This window comes from Variovorax sp. 10N412, from assembly GCF_056394985.1.
Map to the genome: position 1 here is coordinate 113,876 of NZ_JBFTIO010000004.1, position 18,742 is coordinate 132,617.

Genomic DNA, 18,742 nt, shown 5'->3' on the forward strand with positions numbered 1-18,742 from the left:
ACGCGCTCGCAGGAGGCGCCATGGGCTTTCGTGAAGGCTGGTACGCCACGCCGTCCCAGGGGCCGCAGTCGTTCCAGTATTTCAAGACGCCCGAGCTCGTCACGGCGCAGGGCTACTTCTCGGGCAACGACCAGGTCCTGCAGTGGGGCAGCGAACAGTTTCCGCAGGGCCAGCCCGGGCGCTGGACACCCGAGCTGCAAGCGCTCGACAAGACGACGACACCGAACGACTGGTGGGACAACCCCGAGACCAAGGACGAGCCCAAGCCCAAGCCCAAGCCCAAGCCCGTGCCCTCGCCGGACGCCGCACTCGCGACCAGGGCCGGTGGCACCAATGCCAACGGCAACACCGTGGGCCCGGTCGTCGGCGAAACGCCGTCCACGCAGGTGCCGGCGCGCCAGGCCAACCCGCCGGTCGAGCCCGAAACGCCGAAGGAAGAAAGCTGGTGGGGCAGCTGGGGCAGTTCCATCACGCACACCGTGCTGGACGTGGGCGGCGTGATTCCCGTGGTGGGCATCTTCTCGGACGGCGCCAACGCGGCCATCTACGCGGCCGAGGGCGACTATGTGAACGCCGCCATCTCCGGCGCATCGGCCGCGGCCAACCTGGTGCCGGGTGGCGGCATCGCGGCGAAGGCGGGCAAGCTCGCGCTCAAAGGGGCGGTGAAGGGAGGCGAGCGCGCGGCTGTCAAGGAGGCCGAGAAGCTGGTGGCCGAGCGCGTGCTGAAGCGGGAGGCCGAAGAGGCCGCCGAGGCCACGGCAAAGGCCGGCGCCAGAAAGACAGGCAAGAAAGCCGAGGCCGAGGCCGGCGGGTCGAAGAAGAAGGACACCCAGGTCAAGAAGAAGCCCAAGCCCAAGCCGAAGTGCGGGCAGAAGGGCCCCTACAGCGACCGCGCCAAGCACGACAACGAAGGCGTCAACTGGGACCACGTGCCCTCGCAGAAGGCGCTGCTGGAGCGTGCCGCCGACATCAAGGGCGCGCCGCTCACCAAGGCCGAGAAGACCGCCATCGTCGACAGCGCGCCGACCATCGCCACGCCCGCCGCGCTGCACCGCGACCACAGCGAAACCTATGGCGGCCGGCAGCACCAGACGGTCGACGGCCTCAAGCGCCCCATGCGGGACGCGCAAGACCTGCAGCGGGCCGCGAAGGAGAACACCGACAAGATCCTCGCGCAGATCGACAAGTACGACCCCGGCTGCAAGGGCAAGTACCGCGAGGCCGCCGAGGAGATCACCCGCATGACGCACGACGAATGGACGAAGTGGCTGAAGAAGGCCATGAAATCGGCTAGAAAATGACCGCCAACGCACAGGAGCGCAACGCATGACACTGAACGACCTACTGCCCCTGCTCGGGCACTCCGAACTCGACGCGAACCTCGAGCGGCTTCTGAAATCCGCCGGCGCGAGCGTTCAGTCGCTCTCCGCCAAGACGCTGCGCACCGAAGGCTCCGACGCCATCGAGCTCAAGGCGCTGGGGCTGGAGCTGGCCTTCTGGGAGCGCGAGGGCTACGAGCGCAAGGTGGGCGCCCCCAAGGACGCGGGGCAGGCGATCTTCGTGGCAGCCTTTGCCTACGGCCGCGCCAGCAAGAGCTTCAAGCCCTATGCGGGCCCGGTGCCGTTCAGCAGCGGCCCCATTGCCACGCGCGAAGACGCGCTGCGCGAGTTCGGCACGCCCGAGCTCACCGAGGAAGACGACGACGTGGTCGAGTGGGACCAGTGGACCCGGCAAGGCCTGCAGCTTCGCGCGACCTACCAGGACGACACCTCGCTGTGGAACCTGTCGTTCTCGGTGCCCTTCAAGTAGTGCCTCGCGCGCTACGGTGCTGCCGATGACCCGCCCGCCTCACGACTTCAACATGGCCTTCGACACGCCCGGCGACCTGCTGGGCCACGCCTGGGAAAGCGCGGGCGTGCAGGCGCTGGTCCAGGGCTGGGAGCAGCTCGGGTGGATGAACGACGAAGACCTGAACCAGGCGCGTGCCGACCACCGCCTGTGCCTGATGGACCGGGGGCGCGGCATCTACCTGTTCTTCACCGATGCGGACCGCCACGAGGCGCGCTACGGCGCGCCTTGCAGCAAGGGCAGCCTGGTGCTGAGCCGGGTCTCGCTGCTGCTGCACTTCAACGCGCCATGGACCCCGTATGCGGGGCGCTTGCCGCTCGCGCTCCACGCCGGGGACATTGCCGGCGACGTGCTGCAGCGCCTGGGTCCGCCCGCCGAACTGTGGCGCGTGGGGCTGAACGTGTCGAAGGCCCGGTGGTCGTCGCCGCTCGCCGATGTGGAGGTGAGCTTCGAGCGCGGCACTGGCCGGCTGAGGCTGGTGACGATGACGCGGCCGCGCGTGGCACCCGCGCTCGCGCGTGCGGTGCCCTCGCCCGAACAGTTCGCGCAGCAGTTCGGCCGCCCGCTGGCCGAACTGCAGCACGACGCGCGCTTTGCGCCGTTCGCGCTGGGCAGCAAGGCTCGCGAGATTGCCACGTACGGCGAGGCCGATTGCGCGCGCGAGCTCGGCATCGAGCTCTACTTCAAGCCCGGTGCCGACATGGCCGACGCAGTGCCCGCCGCCCCTCGCAGCGCCGAGCCCTGCCTGAGCGGCGTGCGCTACCGCGCCGACCTCGACTTTCAGAGCAGCGGCTACACAGGCCCCTTGCCGTGGGGCCTGCTGATGAGCGACACGCTCGACGTGGCAACGGCGAAGGCCGCGGCGCGCCCGTTCAGGCAGGTGCTGGACCCCGACGACGGCTACCAGCTGTGGCGCACCGACCTGTGCGACGTGCATGTGCTGCACAGCTTTCTGGAAGACCGCATCTACCGCGTCACGCTGCTGGCGCACGGGTGCTACGAACAGGCCGCGTGACACGTCTGCAGTGCTTGTGCAGTGACGTCTGCAGAGTCTGTAGTGCTTTTTGCGCATTACTTTCGGCACTGGCCGCGCCCCTGCGCATCGCCTACCGTTCGGGCCTTGCAAGCCCGAGTGCGCGCCGACCACCACCACCCCACGCGCCCTTTGGCTCATCGCGTCTTCGCAAGACGCGGCAACTTAAAACTTATTGTTTTGTTTCGCGCACGCGCTGAAAAAATCGACAAAAAAGATCAGCGTCACGCGTCGATAAAACAGGAAAAGTTTGTTAAAAACCGAACGCCATGTCACGCATGCGTTGCGATTCGAGCGAACGGACAGTGGGCAAGAATGAATTCGAAGGCGCGATGTAACGCTAAAGCGTTGCGCCTCGCAAAGGGCCCCGTGCCGCTGTGTCACCAGCACCCGGGTGCCGTCAAGGTTTGTTTTAGCTGTCGTCTTCCTGCAAGGGAAGGCGGCTGGTTCCACAGTGCCCGGCCGGGCACGCAACAACTGAGGGAGTTGATCTCATGGCAGTAGACATGTTCATGCGCGTCGAAGGCGCAGGCGGCGAATCCAAGGACGCGAACCACAAGGAGTGGAGCGACATCAAGTCCTTCGCCTGGGGCGCGACCCAACCCGGCAACATGGTCAGCGGCGGCGGCGGCGGCGTGGGCAAGGCCAGCTTCAACGACCTGCAGGTGCTCGCGCGCATCGACAAGGCCGCACCCTCCGTGCTGAAGAACTGCGCCAGCGGCAAGCACCTGTCCAAGGTCGAGGTGTCGGTGTGCAAGGCCGGCGGCTCGCAGATCGAATACACCCGCGTCACCCTTGAGGAAGTGCTCGTCACCTCGGTGCAGTACACGGCAGAGCAGGGCTCCGACGTGGTGCTCGTGCAGTACGCCTTCCAGGCCGCCAAGGTCAAGCAGCAGTACTGGGAACAGACCGACAAGGGCGGCAAGGGCGCCGAGACGGTGCTGGGCTGGAACATCAAGGAAAACAAGGAAGCCTGAGGCTGCCTTCGTTGCGTTGATGCCTCGCGCCGCGGCATGACCGGGCGCGGGGGCGGTGGCATTGCAGTTGCCTTTGCACGCCGCGCGTGTTGTCCAGGGAGCAGTACAAGAATGAATCGAAGCTTCATCGCCCACAGTGCGTGGGGCGAGCGCCTCAAGTTCCGTTCGATGACGGGGCAGGAGCGCATCTCCGCACTGTTCGAGCACCGCGTGCGGCTCGTCGGCGACGTGCCCAACATCCCCGCAAAGAGCATGCTGGGCGAGGACATGAGCATCGAGGTGAACCTGGCCACCGAGCTCGGCGGCCCCGGCAAGCGCTTCCTGAGCGGGCAGGTCACGCGCTTTGCCTACGTGGGCAAGGACGACGGCGACATGTGCGTCTACGAGGCCACGCTGCGGCCCTGGCTGTGGTACGCCACGCGGCGCTCCGACTTCAAGATCTTCCAGTTCAAGACCGCGCCGCAGATCCTGCAGGAAGTGCTCGCGCCCTACGGCTTCGCCATCGATGCGCGCCTGAGCGGCAACTACCGCACCTGGGAGTACTGCGTGCAGTACTCGGAAAGCGACTTCAACTTTGTCAGCCGGCTCATGGAGCAGGAGGGCATCTACTATTTCTTCTCGCACACGCAGGGCAGCCACCAGCTGGTGCTGTGCGACGGTGCCGACTCGCACACGAGCCTGCCTGCCGGCCCGGTGAAGGTGCCGTACCACGCGGGCGTGCTGGCCGCGCAGATCCTGGAGCAGGACTTCATCGACACCTGGGCCCACGCCGAGGACATTGCCTCGGGCAACTTCGCGGCCGACGACTACGACTTCAAGAAGCCCAACGCCGAGATCGACACCGTGCGCCAGCAGCCGGCCGGCCACAGCCGCGACAGCTTCGAAATCTACGACTGGCCCGGCGGCTACACCGAACTGGGCGACGGCGAGAACTACGCGCGGCTGCGGCTGGAGCAGATCGCCGGGCGGCGCGAACTCGTCAGCGCCGAAGGCAACCTGCGCCACATGGCGCCGGGCTACCTGTTCGAGCTGGCGCGCCACCCCAACGCCGAAGACAACCGGCGCTACCTCATCGAAGCCGTGCGCTACGACTTCCAGGAGAACGCGCTGCGCGTGGCCGGCGCGGTGGACGCGGCCTACAGCGAATCGACCAGCAGCACCAGCTACCGCCAGACCTTCGAGGTGCTGCCCGACAGCGCGCCCTACCGGCCCGCACGTGTCACGCCCCGGCCGCGCACCACCGGCCCGCAGACCGCCGTGGTGGTGGGGCCCGCGGGCGAAGAGATCCACACCGACGAGTACGGCCGCATCAAGGTGCAGTTCCACTGGGACCGCTACGGCCAGCGCGACGAGAACGCATCGTGCTGGATCCGCGTGTCGCAGACCTGGGCCGGCAGCAACTACGGCGCCATGCACATCCCGCGCATCGGGCAGGAGGTGATCGTCGACTTTCTGAACGGCGACCCCGACCATCCGATCGTGACGGGCTGCGTCTACAACGCCGCGCAAATGCCGCCGTGGGAGCTGCCGCGCCACAAGACCCAGACCGGCTTCCAGACGAACTGGAGCAAGGGCGGCGGCGGCAAGCACATGCTGCGCTTCGAGGACAGCGCGGGCACCGAGCACATCGAGCTGTCGACCGACCACGGCAACACCCACCTGCACATGGGCTACCTCATGAACCAGGGCTCGGGCGTGCAGCGCAGCTACGGCTTCGAGCTGCGCACCAACGAGTGGGGCTCCATCCGCGCCGACAAGGGCCTGCTGCTGACCACCTACACGCAGGACTACGCGCAGCGCACCTCGCGCGACAACCCCGACGGCCATGCGCACATGGGCGCCACGCTGGCGCAGAGCAATGCGCTGATGCAGGCCTCGGGCCAGGCCGTGGCGGCCACCAAGGCGCTGGTCGGCGCCATGGCGCAGGGCAAGAACCAGACGCTCAAGGGGCTGGTGCAGGGCGTGCAGTCCGCAGGGGGCGCATCGCAGGCCGTGGCGGCGCTGGCCGCCGGCGGCCTGGGCGAGGCGGGCGTGTCCGACAATGCCGACCCCGCAATGGCCGACGCGCAGCAGATGCTCGACCTGTCGCGCAAGATCGACAAGCCCGTGGTCTCCATCGTCAGCCCCGAGGGGCAGACCATGATCAGCCCCAAGCCCATCGTGCTGAGCTCGGGGCAGAGCGTGTCGGTGCGCGCCAGCTCGGCCATGACGCTGACCACCGGCGCGCAGCTCACGCAGCTGGTGGCCGGCGGCATGCTCACGCAGGTGAGCGAGGGCGGCCAGGTGAACGTGGTGACGGGCGGCGACATCGTCTCGCATGCGAGCGCCGGCGCCATCAACCTGGTGTCGAAGGCCGACGCCTCGGTCACGTCCACCGAGAGCAACGCCAACGTCACCGGGCGCAAGTCGGTGGTGATCCAGGCGGCCGACCAGGACGTGTTCGTCACCGGCAAGACCAGCATCTCGCTGATCTGCGGCAAGGCCTCCATCGTGCTGCTGGCCGACGGCACGGTGCAGATCAACGGGGTGAAGGGGCTCGTCAACTTCACCGGCGAGCTGGACCAGCGCGGCGGCAAGATCTTCCTGAACTGCGAGGCGCCCATCGGCAGCCAGGCCGAGGAGGCCGTGATGGAAGACGGCGTGCCCGTGGCGCCCGCGGCCGCCGTCACATCGGCCGAGGCCGCCGAGAAATCCGCGCCTGCAGCCGCGCCGCCGGGCTACGTCACCACCGGGCTGGGCAAGGGCGTGGACGCCATCGCGGCCCGCTCGCCCACGCTGCAGCGGCAGCTCAGGTACTTGAAGAGCCACGGCTGGAGCATCGGCTACGGTCCTGCGGGCGGCGGCACCTATGCCGACACCAACTCGCGCGGCAAGAAGATCGTGATCGACAGCAACAGCGCCGACAAGCCCTACACGGCCGCCGCCTCGCTGTCGCACGAGGTCGGGCACGCGATGTACTCCTACGGCTTCAAGCCCAACACCTCGTCCAAGACCGCCTTCGTCAACAGCATGCTGGGCTCCGAGGGCGAGGCCGCGCTCAACCAGATCCAGGTGCGGCGCGAGGTGTGGCGCGCCGCCAAGGTCGACATTCTGCAAAGCGCCGACCCGCAGAACGTGGCCGCCTTCAACGAGGCCTACAACATCCTGAACAAGGGCGGCACCCGGGCGGCCGCGCGCGCCGCCGCCGGCCGGTACTACGGCACGCTGAGCACATCGACCACCGGCCAGCAATACACGCAGTACTACGGCGACGCCTACGACAGGCGCTTTGCCGGCGGGCACTAGGCCATGACATTCCAGGAGACGCCCCCGTGAACCCGACGGCAATGACCCTGTGGCAAGCGATCGATGCGCTGGCCGCGCAGATACCCTTTTCCGCGCAGAAGGTCGGCCACACGCTGTCGACCACCTTCAACGACACGCACGCCGCGGGCAGCGACGTGTTCCAGTTCTTCGAGGGCACGCCGGTGCGCCTGGCGGACGGCACGGAGCTGTCGCGCATCGACCTGCGCATCAAGCGCGAAGGGCCGCACCCGGGCTTTCTGGTGCTGGACCTGCAGGGGCGCTGCGTGCCGCTGGCCGAAGTGCGGCAGCACCATGCCGCGCTGGAGATCACCGACGTGCCGCGCGGCCGCTCGCTCGACGAGTCGACCAGCTACACCGCCACGCTCGGCTGGGGCCGGCTGTCGTTCGGCTTCACCGAGCGCAACCCCGACTGCCTGGCCCACGTGGCCTTCGACCCGGCCTAGCGCACACCCAGAAAGCAGCTCGAATGAAGTACCACATCCAGGAAGGCCGGTTTGACGTGCCCGACGACGGCCGCATCGACCGCTCGATGAACGTGCTGGCCATGCCCGACGGCGCGGGCACCACGCTCATCGTGAGCCGCGATGCGCTGCGGGCGCAGGAGAACCTGGCGCAGTTCGTCTCTCGGCAGATGAACGACCTCACGCGGCAGGTGAGCCAGCTGAAGGAGCTGTCGCGCGACGAGATTGCAGTCGGCCCCGCCGTGTTGAACCTGCGCGCCATCGAACTGGCGACCCAGTTCAAGCAGAACGGCCAGGCCCTGTACCAGCGCCAGGCCGTGTTCCTGCTGCCCAACGAGCGCGACGGCAAGGCAGTGCTCATCCTCACGGCCAGCAGCCCCGTGCCCTTTGACGCCGAGGCGCTCGCGCTGTGGCAGCGCACGCTCGCGAGCTTTGAACCGAGGGCGTGAAGCGCGCATGACCCATGGCCGGTAAACCCGCGGCGCGGCTGCACGACCCCATTGCCCACACCAACGCCCACGCGCGGTTCTGGGCCAAGTTCGCGGGCGGGCTGATCGGCGGCATTGCCGTGGGCTTCGCGGTGGGCGTGGCCGCCGCCGCGGTGGTCGGCACCGGCGGCCTGGCGGGGCCCTTGGTCGCGGGTGCGATCGTGGTGGGCGCGCGCATGGCCGGCGGCTACGTCGGCGCGAGCCTGGGCGAATCGATTGCCGATGCGCTGGTGCCCGAGACGCTCACCGTCACCGGCATGGTCACCAGCGCCTCGCTGGACGTGTTCATCGACAGCAAGGCCATCGGGGCGGCACGCGCGTCGCCCGACATGCCCATGGACACGGTGAGCTGTGCCAAGGACTCGCCGCAAGTCCTGCTGGCCGAGGGCGCGGAGACCGTGTTCGTCAACAGGGGCGTCGCCTCGCGCAAGGACGACCAGACCGAATGCGGCGCCAAGGTGAGCGAAGGCTCGCCCACCGTCTTCATCGGCGGGCCGACCGCGCGCGTGCGCGAGGTGGCCGACGAGGTGCCGCTCATCTCCAAGGTGCTGGTGACCGTGTTCAACCTGGTCATGATCTACCGCGGCCTGCGCTGCCTGCCCAAGCTTGCGCGCCAGGGCAAGAACGCGCTGCCCTGCCTGATCGAAGGCGCGGTGGGGCTGGGCATGGGCATCCACGGCATGGTCAGCTCCTTCGGCAACCCGGTGCACGCGGCCACGGGCGGCAAGTTTCTGGGCGGCGAGAGCGAGCTCGACTTCACCTTGCCCGGGCCGCTGCCCATTGCGTGGCAGCGCTTCTACAGCAGCCACGACCTGCGCCGCGACGGCGCGCTGGGGCAGGGCTGGAGCCTGCCTTATGCGATGGAGCTGCGGCTGGGCCACGACGCCGCTGGCCAGCCCACTGTCACGCTCATCGACGAGCAGGGCAGGCCGCTGGTGCTGCCCGACATCGAGCCCGGCGAGCGGCAGTACAGCCTGCGCGACGGGCTGGACCTGTGCCGCACCGAGGGCGGCCACTACTTCATTCACGTGCCCGGTGGGCTGTTCTTCCTGTTCGAGGCGCAGGCCGAAGACCACCCGCGCGCGCAGACGCTGAAACTCGCGCGGCTCGAAGACCGCAACGGCAACTTCATCGACCTGCGCCACGACGCGCAAGGCCGCCTGAGCCAGCTGAGCGACAGCACCGGGCGCCTGCTGGCGCTCGACTACGCGGGCGACAGCCGGCGGTTGAGCGGCGTGCGCCTCGCGGCGGGTGCGCCCGGCGAGCTGCCCGGCCTGCTGGTCGCCTACCGGCACGACGCCGAAGGCCGCCTGCTCGACGTGACCAACCGCAACGGCGAGGTGGTGCGCCGCTTCGGCTATGACGCCCAGGGCCTCATGAGTTTCCATGCTGATGCGGCGGGGCTGGAGTGCCACTACGAGTGGGGCGGTGCAGCCGAGGATGCGCACGTGGCCCGCCACTGGACCAACGACGGCGAGAGCTACACCGTGCGCCGCATGCCGCCCGCCGCGGACGATGCGCTGTCCCATGGCCAGACCCTGGTCGTCGACCAGCTCGGCCGCGAGTTCACCTGGCACTGGAACGCCGACCAACAGGTCACCGACTACATCGACGCGCTGGGCCGGCACTGGCAAGCGCAGTACAACGAACTTCGCCAGCTCGTCGCCATCACCGAGCCCGGCGGCGCCACCACGCGCTGCGCGTACGATCCCATGGGCTTCGTGAGCAGCCGCACCGACGCGCTCGGCCGCACCCAGAGCACCGGCTGGACCGAGTTCGGCGAGCCCTGGCGAGAAACCCTGGCCGACGGCAGCGCGTGGACCTATGCCTACAGCGACCAGGGCAACCTGGTGCGCGAGACCGATCCGCTGGGCCACACCACCGAATACAGCTACGACCGGCGCGGCCTGCCCATCGTCATCACCGACGGCAAGGGCGGCACCAACCGCATGGCCTGGAACGAGTGCGCGCAGCTCGTCGCGCTGACCGACTGCTCCGGCAAGACCACGCGCTACGCCTACGACGGCTGGGGCCATCTGCAGACCGTGACCGACGCCGCGGGCCAGCGCACACGGCTGACCCACGACGCCATGGGGCGGCTGCTGTCCGTTTCGCAGCCCGACAACAGCCACCAGTCGTTTCGCCATGACGCGGCCGGCCGCATCGTGGCCGCCACCGATGCGCTGAGCCGCAGCACGCAGTTCGCGCTCGGCCGCCGCGGCCAGCCGCTGGCGCGGCAGGACGCCGAAGGCCGCCGCATTGCGTGGCACTACGACAGCGCCCAGCGGCTGCAGTCGCTGGTCAACGAGAACGGGCTGCACTTCGAATTTGTGCGCGACGCCGCCGACCGGGTGGTGGAAGAGCGCCGCGTGGGCGGCACCCGCGTGCTGGTCGACTACGACGCCCAGGGCTGGCCGGTGCGCATCACCCACGTGCCGGGCATCGGCGACGACGACCTCGCACTGGGCAATGGGGACGGCGATGGCGACGGTTCCGAACCGCAGCGCGCGGCCGGCCCCTTGCGCACCGAGCTGCTGCGCGACCCCGTGGGCCGACTGGTCGAGAAACGCACCGCGAGCCACCACTACAGGTACCGCTACGACGCGCTCGACCGGTTGACCCAGGCCGTCAAGCTGGAGGTGGTGCGCGCCGGTGCACCCGACGAACTGCGCGCGCTGCATCGCACCGAGTTCGCCTACGACAAGCTCGGCCGGCTGGTCGCCGAGACCGCCGTCGACGAGCTCACCGGCGAAACGCACAGCCTGAGCCACACGCACGACGAGCTGGGCAACCGCACGCAGACGCTGCTGCCCGCGCTCGATGGGCACGCGGGGCAGCAAGGCGTGCAGCGCGCGCTGAACTACCTGTACTACGGCTCCGGCCACCTGCACCAGGTCAACCTGTCGCAGCAGCGCGGCGAAGCGCCTGCGGTGCACCAGCTCATCAGCGACATCGAGCGCGACGACCTTCACCGCGAGGTGGGGCGCAGCCAGGGCGCGCTGCACACCCGCTTCGCGCTCGACCCGCTGGGCCGCCGCGCCGCGGCATGGTGCCGGCCCGGCGCGTTGAACACCGCCTTCACCCCCCGCGACAACGCCTGGCGCCAGGCCATCGACAACGCCGGCACGCCCGAGGCCCGCCTGCTCGACGGGCTGATGAAGGAATACAGCTACGACCCCGTGGGCGAACTGCGCCAGAGCCGCCATTCGCTGCAGGGCACCACCGCGCACCGCTACGACGCCACGGGGCGCATCGAAGAGAGCGTGCGCAGCGCGGCCAACAGCGAACGCTTTGCCTACGACCCGGCCGGGAATCTGCTCGACGCCTCGCTCGCCGGCCTGGCGCCGCGCGGCGCCGCGCCGGCTCATATGCCCGGTTATGTGCGCGACAACCTCGTGCGCGTGTTCGAGGACAAGCGCTACAGCTACGACGGCCACGGCCGGCTGGTCCGCAAGCTGTCGGGCAGGCACACCGCGCAGCGCTTCGAGTGGGACGACGAGAGCCGGCTGGTGGCCGTGCACACCACGCGGCGCCCGAACACGCCCGAGGCCACCACGCAGGTCACGCGCTTCGACTACGACGCGATGGGGCGGCGGGTGGCCAAGCACGATGCGTTCGGCAGCACGCGGTTTGTCTGGGAGGGGATGCGGCTCATCGAGGAGCGCCGAGGCGCGCAGGTGGTGAGCTATGTGTACGAGGCGGACAGCTATGAGCCGCTGGCGCGGCTCGATGCAGAGGCCGAGCACGTCCAGAGCGCCTCGGTCGCACAGGTCTTCCACTTCCACAATAACCTCGCCGGCCTGCCGGAGGAACTGAGCAACAGCGACGGCAACCTATGCTGGCGCGCGAGCTATCGAACCTGGGGGGCGACAGTTACCGAGCACTTGGAGTTCACGTCGCTGAATGGCCGACCTGTCAGCGCTGCCGAGGAAACAACGCAAGCCGTCGCGCAGAACCTGCGCTTCCAGGGCCAATATCTCGATCGGGACACCGGGCTGCACTACAACACCTTCCGGTTCTACGATCCGGACATCGGGCGGTTCATCAGTCCGGACCCTATTGGTCTTTTGGGCGGGAACAACCTGCACGGCTATGCGCCCAACCCCGTCTCATGGATCGACCCCTGGGGCTGGGCACCCAAGGCGCCGTTGTCGCTGCCCGACGGATACAGAGGGAGAATCGACCGATTCAATACGGGTGCCGGCTCGTCTTTTGAAGTGCATGTGTACAAACCCAACGGTCAGGAGGCTGGCATCTACGGACCGGACGGCTTCTTCAACAAGCACGGGACCGTCGGGACCGACGTGAAAGTCACCCCGAAGGTCTCCAACGCTTTGAACGGCATCGCGGTCGATGAGTTGAGAAAGATGGGAAAGCTTCCCGCCAGGGGAACGCCCAACAGCCGCATTGCGGCCAGAGAATATTCGGCACGCGTGCGCAAGAGCGGGCTCGCAGGATGTTGATCAAGCTATGAAAATTATCAAGTTCAGTGAAACCACCGATGGCTACTCGATGGACAGTTCCGCCTACCCGGCTTACGTGCAGCAGGTACGCAGCGTGGTGCCACGGGACGCCCTTGAGTTCATGAGCGCGGCGTGGCATTACGACCACCGCGACGAGCGGTGCCCACACGATGCCAGGCTGGAGCAACTGCTAGTCCGGGAGTTCGAAGACGGTGACTTCCGGGCGAACGATATCGAGATTCACTTGGCCGGGGCTTATGGGAAACGCATCACGCTGCACTACAGCGACGTGCAGTCTTACGCAGTCGAAAAAACCAAGAGCGAATGGCCTGCGGCCGACTGTTCGCACGGCGATTGGCTGATCGACGAAGTGCTGCTGCTTGAGGACGGCTTTCTGGGCCACGAAATCGTCTTCACGAACTCGGTAATCAAGATCAAGCACAAGGATGTCAAGTACGCAGTGGCCCCATGACGTTGATGCCGCTTCAGGCCTTCGCGAACACCCCATGCGTACCCGACGCCGCGGCTCATGCATATCGAATTGAGAGCCTGTCCCCTGCGGCTGGCTCGGGAGCTATCGCCTCGTGCCTATAACCCCGACGAGGACGATGTGCGATCCATCGTGATGGATGTCTGCGACGTGCTCGATGGGTCCGCGGAGTTCCTGATCGCCGGGTTCGGTCAGGCCCGATGGCCTGTGGATGTGCGTACAGATCTCGCCGTATTTTTAGAGCAGCTGCCCGATGCGGTGCAAGCGCTTCGGGCGCGAGAGCGCGCAGTGATCGATTTGTACGAGCAGGGCATCGAGCGGACACTCGAATTTCTCCCGCAACGCGACAGATGTGCAGTTCGCTGTGTCAGCCGAACCGATTGGACCCCGTACCCGGAAGTCGAGGAACTGGACATCAAGGCGCTCGAAGACATGCTGCTTGCCGTGTGCACCGAGTTCCTGAATGCGCTCGGGCAACTGGCACCCTCCCTGGCCGCCCATCCATGGATCGTCGAGTGGCGGCGAGCCATGGAATGAACACGTTCGGCGCGCGAACCAATACAGGAAAGAAATGAACGGTCCGGATGCTTTCCCTGAAGAATGGCGCTCTGCGCGTGAGGCGGAAAGCCTGTCGCTCGCGCGCAGACACGACCTCAAGGCACGGAGCGACTTCAAGGAAATCATCCTTCTGGCCTTGAGCACGTTGTCCGAGCAGGATGCCGCGCTGAGGTTTCTGAGGGACGATGCCCTCGGGCTGAGCGATGCGCAACTGATCGACATTGCCCCGGTAGTCATGGACATTGCCGTGGACGGAAACATCGACAACCTCGTCACGGCAAGGGCCGTGCTGCAGCAGTACGCGTCTCATTTTCTAGACAGCCGAAAAATTGTAGAGATGACCTTGGATCGCCGACTCGACGGCTATCTTGCGAGCGAAGACGGTTTTCTGTATCGGAGGCTGGCAGAGCTTTTGGTGGCTGCCGATTTCCCGGATGCTCTGGCTAAGCTGATGTCGGTCTGCAAGGACAGCAGCAACCCGGACATTGCCGAGATACACGACGATCTCCTGAAGTCCATTGCGCACCGGCCACGCCAAACCCAAAGAAAGGCGTAAAGCGTTGAAGCAAACCATCGCCGCGCATCTCGACCTGCTGCACTACCTCGAGCGAGGCGCTGTGCATCTGGCCGCTGGCATGAGCACGTCAGAAGAGACAGCATGCGCGCAAGAGTCCGACGAGCAATGGCGCACGGGGGCAGGGGTCGTCTACACCTTCGATTACGACGGCTGGAGCCTCAACCTCCACTTCGACCCCGAAAAGAATTTCTCGCACGACACCATCGACTTCTTCGGCCATTGCGATCTGCCCGGTTTCTCGGACATTGCCGGGCCCTCGCAGGCTGCCAGCGCCTTCGAGGGCGCGACACGCTTCGACCTGGGCGACGAGCAGGTGGTGCTGCTTCCCTCCAGTGTCACGGTCCATTTCCGCAAAGAGGAGGGCGACGTGCAGGTGCTGACGAAGATTGCCGGCGCTCTGCTTCCGCACGGCGCGCTCGCTGACTACTACCGCTCGATGCAGCGGCGTTGAGTGCGGCCACCATGCAAGCGCCCATGACGCTCGAAGAACTGCGCGAGGCTGCGGCAAAGCTGCCCACCATCTTTTCGCTGCACGAAGAGTTGCGCCTTATACGTGGCCTGCGGGCACTGGACCTGGCCGACATCGAGAAAGACCTGCCTTCTTTCATCGCACTCGTCGAAGCCGTTCAGAGGTCGCATGCGGACAACGGAATTTTCGAGATGCGTGAAGCTGAAGAAGCGCAGACCATCGGCTTTTTCAACTGGCTCAAGACGCTCGAGACCAAGCTGGGTGTGCCGCTGACCAGCTACGCCGACGGGCTGGACTTAACGTGTGCCGAACTGGCCAGGACCATGCCCCGACGACAATAGCGGGGACCCATGCTCGACATCTACTTCGTCCCACCTTCATGCAGGGCCATGCCCAGGGATCCGCGCGGGCTGGCGCTTGCGGGCGCCATCGACTTCGATGCGCATCGCGCCTTGGCCGCTGTGTTCGACCAATGCAGGCAAGCGGGCGCCAACCTCACGTACTTCGACGACTCGCTGCTGCGCCCCGAGCAGGTCGTGACGATGCAGCGTGTGTTCGACGCGAACACCGGCGCGCTTGGCGCAAATCGCGGGCAGATCGCGGCGTTCAAGGCGATCCGCGGGATTCTTGACCGCGCCGCAGAACAGGGCATGGGGCTTGCGGCGTTCCGCGACTGAGGCCGGAGACGAGCAGCTTGAAGATCGTCCAGTTTTCCGAGACCGCAGACGGCTACGCAATGGACAGCTCGGGCTACCCCGCCTACGTGGCGCAGGTCAGGCACCGGGTGCCGGCGGATGCCCTCGCGTTCATGAGCGCGCCGTGGCACTACGCGCACAGGGACGAGCGATGCCCGCACGACGCGCGCCTGCACAAGCTGGTTGTGCAGGAGTTCGAAGAAGGCGAGCTTCGAGCGAGCAGCATCGAAATTCACCTCGCTGGCGCGTACGGCAACCGGCTCTTGCTGAGCTACAGCGACGTGCAGTCGTATTCGGTGGAGAAGACGAAGAGCGATTGGCCCGCAGGCGACCGGTCGCATGGCGATTGGCTGGTCGACGAAATGCTGGTTCTGGAAGATGATTTTCTGAGCCATGAGATCGTCTTCACGCACGCCGTGATTCGCATCAAGCACCGGGACCTGAAGTACGCGGTGAGCCCGTGATGTCGATGCTTCCACCGTTCATCCTGGATGCGACAGCGCAGCCCATCGGCTGCGTGCGGGACTATGCAAGGTTGGTCGCCGGCCTGGGCACTGCGCTGTCGAACGCTTCGGGCGTAGCGTTCGTTCTGGACGACGACATGAACTACAACGCCGCAAAGTCGCTGACGTGCAAGCTGTCGGGCCAGGACGCGGTGTTGAAGAGGCGCTTCGAATTCGAAGTTCGCTTCTACATCTCGTCGAAGGCGCCGCTGTTTGCCGTTTACTGCTTCGACAGCAAGTGGGGCATGGTCGACCAAGGCAATGTCAATCACCCGATCGATCCGGCGAGGTTGCCCGAAGCGGCGAGGGCTTCGATCGACAAGGGCCGGGCCGTGCTTGCGGCGCAGGGTCTGCAAGAGGTGGCGCACGCGTATTTCTTTTTGCCTGCACCGGGCTGCACCACGCAGCTCGACGGCTTGCCGGCGACCGTGTTCGAAAGCCTGTTCGCCGAAATCGTTTGACCGGCCCCTGCACTTGCCATGACGCCGACCATCCAGAAACTCGAAGCCTTCGCCGCAGCAAGAGACTTCGAGCCGCTGCCCGATGCACCCACTCGCGAGCTCGGTGATGTGCTCGACGCGTTCGGCGCGGCCCATGTGCACGCGACAGGCCACGGCCCCGCCAACGATCTCTACGCGCACCTTGTCGAATGCACATTCGGCCGTGCCTTGCAGGCGCGGTTCTTCATTCGCTTCGACCTTCGGGTCTTCGTGGTGCTGCCCTATGCGCTGTCAGGCGGCGCGTGGCAGCTCAGCGCGGGCCATGCCGAACTGCACGCGCTCTGCACGCCGCTCGTGAAGGTGCTCGAAGCGCGGCAGTTCGAGCAAGTGGCGTTCGAGGCTGCGATGCAGCCGCTGTCGGGCACCATGCTGCTCAAAGGTTTCGTCGACAACACCTTGATGGCCTATTTCTTCGAGAGCCTTTGAGGCGCGGCCGATTTCCAAGAGAGCGATGTTTCGAGCGAGGGGCATCTCCAATCTGGACGGAAGCAACAATGAACCGCAGAGCACCAAGGCCGCCAAGCGACCCAGACCAGCATGTCAGTGCCGCCATCCAGCGCATTCTGGACAACAAGAACGACGAGGTCGAAGGCACCTTCTGCCATGCGCTGTTCGAAGAAGGCTTCTTCGACGATGCGCTGCTCGCCGCACTCATCGACGACATGGAACTTGTGCTGGGCCAGGACGCGGTGAGCCCCGCGCATGGCAGGGTCATCAGCTGGGTGGTGCTCAGCACGTCGAAGTGCTTCTTCTCGCACTTCGATGCCAACGATCTCTACAAGATCAAGAACTTCGACGAGGCGCTTTACGCGCGATGGTGCGACCACCATTTCGAGCGCTTGCGCGGTCTGATGACCCGCTAGCCCACGGGCCCATGTTTTGGTTTCCGGATACGGGCAAAGTTGCGCGATTGCGCATTTCTTCGCTGCCCCGAGGCTTCCATTGCGCCGCTTCTCTTCATACATTGGATGACCGCCGCGCCTCACGGCGGGACATCGAAGCACCATGCAGCGATGTCGATGTGAGGCACAAAAGGCGACGGCCAAGGTGCGCGAACACCCTGACCGTCTGACCACTCAACGTGCAGATCTTTGGTAAGGAGCACATCAAATGGCTGATCGAATTATCGCCGGGCAAAACACGCCCTCATCCGACGACACCTCCCACGGGCCCGACGCGTCGGACATTCTTGAGAACAAGTTGACCCAACTGCAATCTCTGCTGAGTTGCTGCTACGGCGACTGGAGCGAGTGGTTCGAAGGCATAGGGGAGCGGCACCGGGACAACATCATGTGGCTCGCGTCCGATCTGGCGGACGACATCGCCCGGCTTGCCCAAGAGGTCTTGAAGCGCCTCAACGCGGTGGACCAGCCAAGGGCCTGAGGCCATCGGCGTGCGGCAGGCGTCCTCGATGCTGAGGTTCGCCTCCGCATCAGGCCATTGCGGTCGGAATGTGCTGCACGAGGTGGTCCACCAGCGACCGCACCGAGGGCAGCATGCCGCGGCGGCTCACGTAGACCAGGTGAATCGACTGCTCTGCCGTGCCCCAGTCCTTTGCCACCCGCACCAGCGCGCCGCTCTCGAGCCCGCGCCATGCAATGCGCAGCGGTAGCAACGCGATGCCCACGCCGCCCGCCGCGGCCTCGAACTGCACCGTGTAGTCGGAGCAGAGCAGCCGGGGCCGGTGCTGCAGCTTCGCGGTCCTGCCGTCGGTGGCGACCAGGTTCCAGCTTTGCTCGGCGCCATCGTGCAGCCCGCTGATGGTGTGCTGCGCCGGCACCTGCGCGGGTTCGACGATCGGCTCGCGTTCCGCCAGGTAGGCCGGGCTCGCCACCAGCACCATGCGCCCGGACGCGATGCGCCGGGAGATCAGGCTGGGGTCTTCCAGGCCTGCGTCGCGCACGCGCAGCGCCACGTCGACCCGTTCCTCGATCAGGTTGACCAGCCGGTCCGTGGGGTCGATCTCGACGCGCACATGGGGCTGCTGGCGCATGTAGTCCGCCACGATGCGGGCCAGGTAGAACTGCGCAATGGAGACGGGGCAGGTCATGCGCACCGTGCCCGACGGCGCCGCGCGCAACTGCTCGACCGCCAGGCGGGCCGCGTCGGCCTCGACCATCATCGCCGCGCAGTGTTGGTAGAAGGCCTGCCCCGCCTCGGTGAGGGACAGGCGCCGCGTGCTGCGCTGGATCAGCCGCACGCCCATGTGCTCTTCGAGCAGCGAAACGCGCCGGCTGAGCTTGGACTTGGTGATGTGCGTCACGCGCTCGGCGGCGCTGAAGCCACCGTGCTCCACGATGAGGGCGAAGTACCGCAAGTCGTTCAGGTCCACGGGGCTGTCCTGTTTTTCGTCCTAGAAATAGAACAATCCTTC

20 protein-coding genes are annotated in these 18,742 nt (G+C 66.5%); 19 read left to right on the top strand and 1 reads right to left on the bottom strand.

The genetic code is table 11. From position 1 onward, the window contains the following. The first annotated feature begins 20 nt into the window (after positions 1 to 20). The 19 genes from AC1DJH_RS12495 (at position 21) to AC1DJH_RS12585 (ending at position 17,751) form a co-directional block, all read left to right on the top strand. A complete protein-coding gene (locus tag AC1DJH_RS12495; RefSeq protein ID WP_478185902.1) occupies positions 21 to 1,301 on the top strand; it encodes a hypothetical protein in 1,281 nt (426 codons plus the stop codon). Between the two features lie 25 nt (positions 1,302 to 1,326). Next, on the top strand, positions 1,327 to 1,809 hold the full coding sequence (locus AC1DJH_RS12500) for a hypothetical protein (protein WP_478185903.1): 483 nt from the start codon (positions 1,327 to 1,329) through the stop codon (positions 1,807 to 1,809). Positions 1,810 to 1,834: 25 nt separating this feature from the next. Continuing rightward, positions 1,835 to 2,863: a hypothetical protein gene (locus AC1DJH_RS12505; RefSeq protein ID WP_478185904.1), complete on the top strand. Its 1,029-nt coding sequence runs from the start codon at positions 1,835 to 1,837 to the stop codon at positions 2,861 to 2,863. Between the two features lie 512 nt (positions 2,864 to 3,375). Then, on the top strand, positions 3,376 to 3,858 hold the full coding sequence (locus AC1DJH_RS12510; protein WP_435436280.1) for an Hcp family type VI secretion system effector: 483 nt from the start codon (positions 3,376 to 3,378) through the stop codon (positions 3,856 to 3,858). Positions 3,859 to 3,969: 111 nt separating this feature from the next. After that, positions 3,970 to 7,143 carry a type VI secretion system Vgr family protein gene (locus tag AC1DJH_RS12515; protein ID WP_478185905.1) on the top strand — a complete coding sequence of 1,058 codons (3,174 nt, stop codon included), beginning with the start codon at positions 3,970 to 3,972 and terminating at the stop codon, positions 7,141 to 7,143. 26 nt (positions 7,144 to 7,169) lie between these two features. After that, entirely contained in the window at positions 7,170 to 7,607 is a 438-nt protein-coding gene (locus tag AC1DJH_RS12520) for a hypothetical protein (protein WP_478185906.1), read from the top strand. A 23-nt stretch (positions 7,608 to 7,630) separates the two neighbouring features. Continuing rightward, positions 7,631 to 8,074: a DcrB-related protein gene (locus AC1DJH_RS12525; protein ID WP_435484577.1), complete on the top strand. Its 444-nt coding sequence runs from the start codon at positions 7,631 to 7,633 to the stop codon at positions 8,072 to 8,074. 14 nt (positions 8,075 to 8,088) lie between these two features. After that, positions 8,089 to 12,576, top strand: a complete 4,488-nt coding sequence (locus AC1DJH_RS12530) for an RHS repeat-associated core domain-containing protein (RefSeq protein WP_478185907.1) — start codon at positions 8,089 to 8,091, stop codon at positions 12,574 to 12,576. A 7-nt stretch (positions 12,577 to 12,583) separates the two neighbouring features. After that, the gene (locus AC1DJH_RS12535) at positions 12,584 to 13,048 is read left to right on the top strand and encodes a hypothetical protein (RefSeq protein WP_435484575.1); all 465 of its coding nucleotides are present in this window, start codon (positions 12,584 to 12,586) and stop codon (positions 13,046 to 13,048) included. A 57-nt stretch (positions 13,049 to 13,105) separates the two neighbouring features. Then, a complete protein-coding gene (locus tag AC1DJH_RS12540) occupies positions 13,106 to 13,603 on the top strand; it encodes a hypothetical protein (RefSeq protein WP_478185908.1) in 498 nt (165 codons plus the stop codon). Between the two features lie 34 nt (positions 13,604 to 13,637). Then, the gene (locus AC1DJH_RS12545) at positions 13,638 to 14,180 is read left to right on the top strand and encodes a hypothetical protein (RefSeq protein ID WP_478185909.1); all 543 of its coding nucleotides are present in this window, start codon (positions 13,638 to 13,640) and stop codon (positions 14,178 to 14,180) included. 4 nt (positions 14,181 to 14,184) lie between these two features. Beyond that, positions 14,185 to 14,652 (top strand): hypothetical protein, encoded by a 468-nt coding sequence (locus tag AC1DJH_RS12550; protein ID WP_435484572.1) that lies wholly within the window; start codon positions 14,185 to 14,187, stop codon positions 14,650 to 14,652. 23 nt (positions 14,653 to 14,675) lie between these two features. Further along, positions 14,676 to 15,011 carry a hypothetical protein gene (locus tag AC1DJH_RS12555; RefSeq protein ID WP_478185910.1) on the top strand — a complete coding sequence of 112 codons (336 nt, stop codon included), beginning with the start codon at positions 14,676 to 14,678 and terminating at the stop codon, positions 15,009 to 15,011. 9 nt (positions 15,012 to 15,020) lie between these two features. After that, entirely contained in the window at positions 15,021 to 15,347 is a 327-nt protein-coding gene (locus tag AC1DJH_RS12560; protein ID WP_478185911.1) for a hypothetical protein, read from the top strand. 17 nt (positions 15,348 to 15,364) lie between these two features. Further along, the gene (locus AC1DJH_RS12565) at positions 15,365 to 15,829 is read left to right on the top strand and encodes a hypothetical protein (RefSeq protein WP_478185912.1); all 465 of its coding nucleotides are present in this window, start codon (positions 15,365 to 15,367) and stop codon (positions 15,827 to 15,829) included. Then, on the top strand, positions 15,829 to 16,329 hold the full coding sequence (locus AC1DJH_RS12570) for a hypothetical protein (protein WP_478185913.1): 501 nt from the start codon (positions 15,829 to 15,831) through the stop codon (positions 16,327 to 16,329). The genes AC1DJH_RS12565 and AC1DJH_RS12570 overlap by 1 nt, the downstream gene beginning before the upstream one ends. Positions 16,330 to 16,347: 18 nt before the next feature. Beyond that, entirely contained in the window at positions 16,348 to 16,794 is a 447-nt protein-coding gene (locus AC1DJH_RS12575) for a hypothetical protein (RefSeq protein WP_478185914.1), read from the top strand. Between the two features lie 68 nt (positions 16,795 to 16,862). Further along, complete coding sequence (locus AC1DJH_RS12580; RefSeq protein ID WP_478185915.1) at positions 16,863 to 17,231, top strand: hypothetical protein; 369 nt, start codon at positions 16,863 to 16,865, stop codon at positions 17,229 to 17,231. 247 nt (positions 17,232 to 17,478) lie between these two features. Continuing rightward, positions 17,479 to 17,751 (top strand): hypothetical protein, encoded by a 273-nt coding sequence (locus AC1DJH_RS12585; protein ID WP_478185916.1) that lies wholly within the window; start codon positions 17,479 to 17,481, stop codon positions 17,749 to 17,751. Between the two features lie 49 nt (positions 17,752 to 17,800). Here AC1DJH_RS12585 and AC1DJH_RS12590 read toward each other — a convergent pair whose 3' ends face one another. Continuing rightward, positions 17,801 to 18,700 carry a LysR substrate-binding domain-containing protein gene (locus tag AC1DJH_RS12590; RefSeq protein WP_435484565.1) on the bottom strand — a complete coding sequence of 300 codons (900 nt, stop codon included), beginning with the start codon at positions 18,698 to 18,700 and terminating at the stop codon, positions 17,801 to 17,803. Positions 18,701 to 18,742 lie beyond the last annotated feature (42 nt).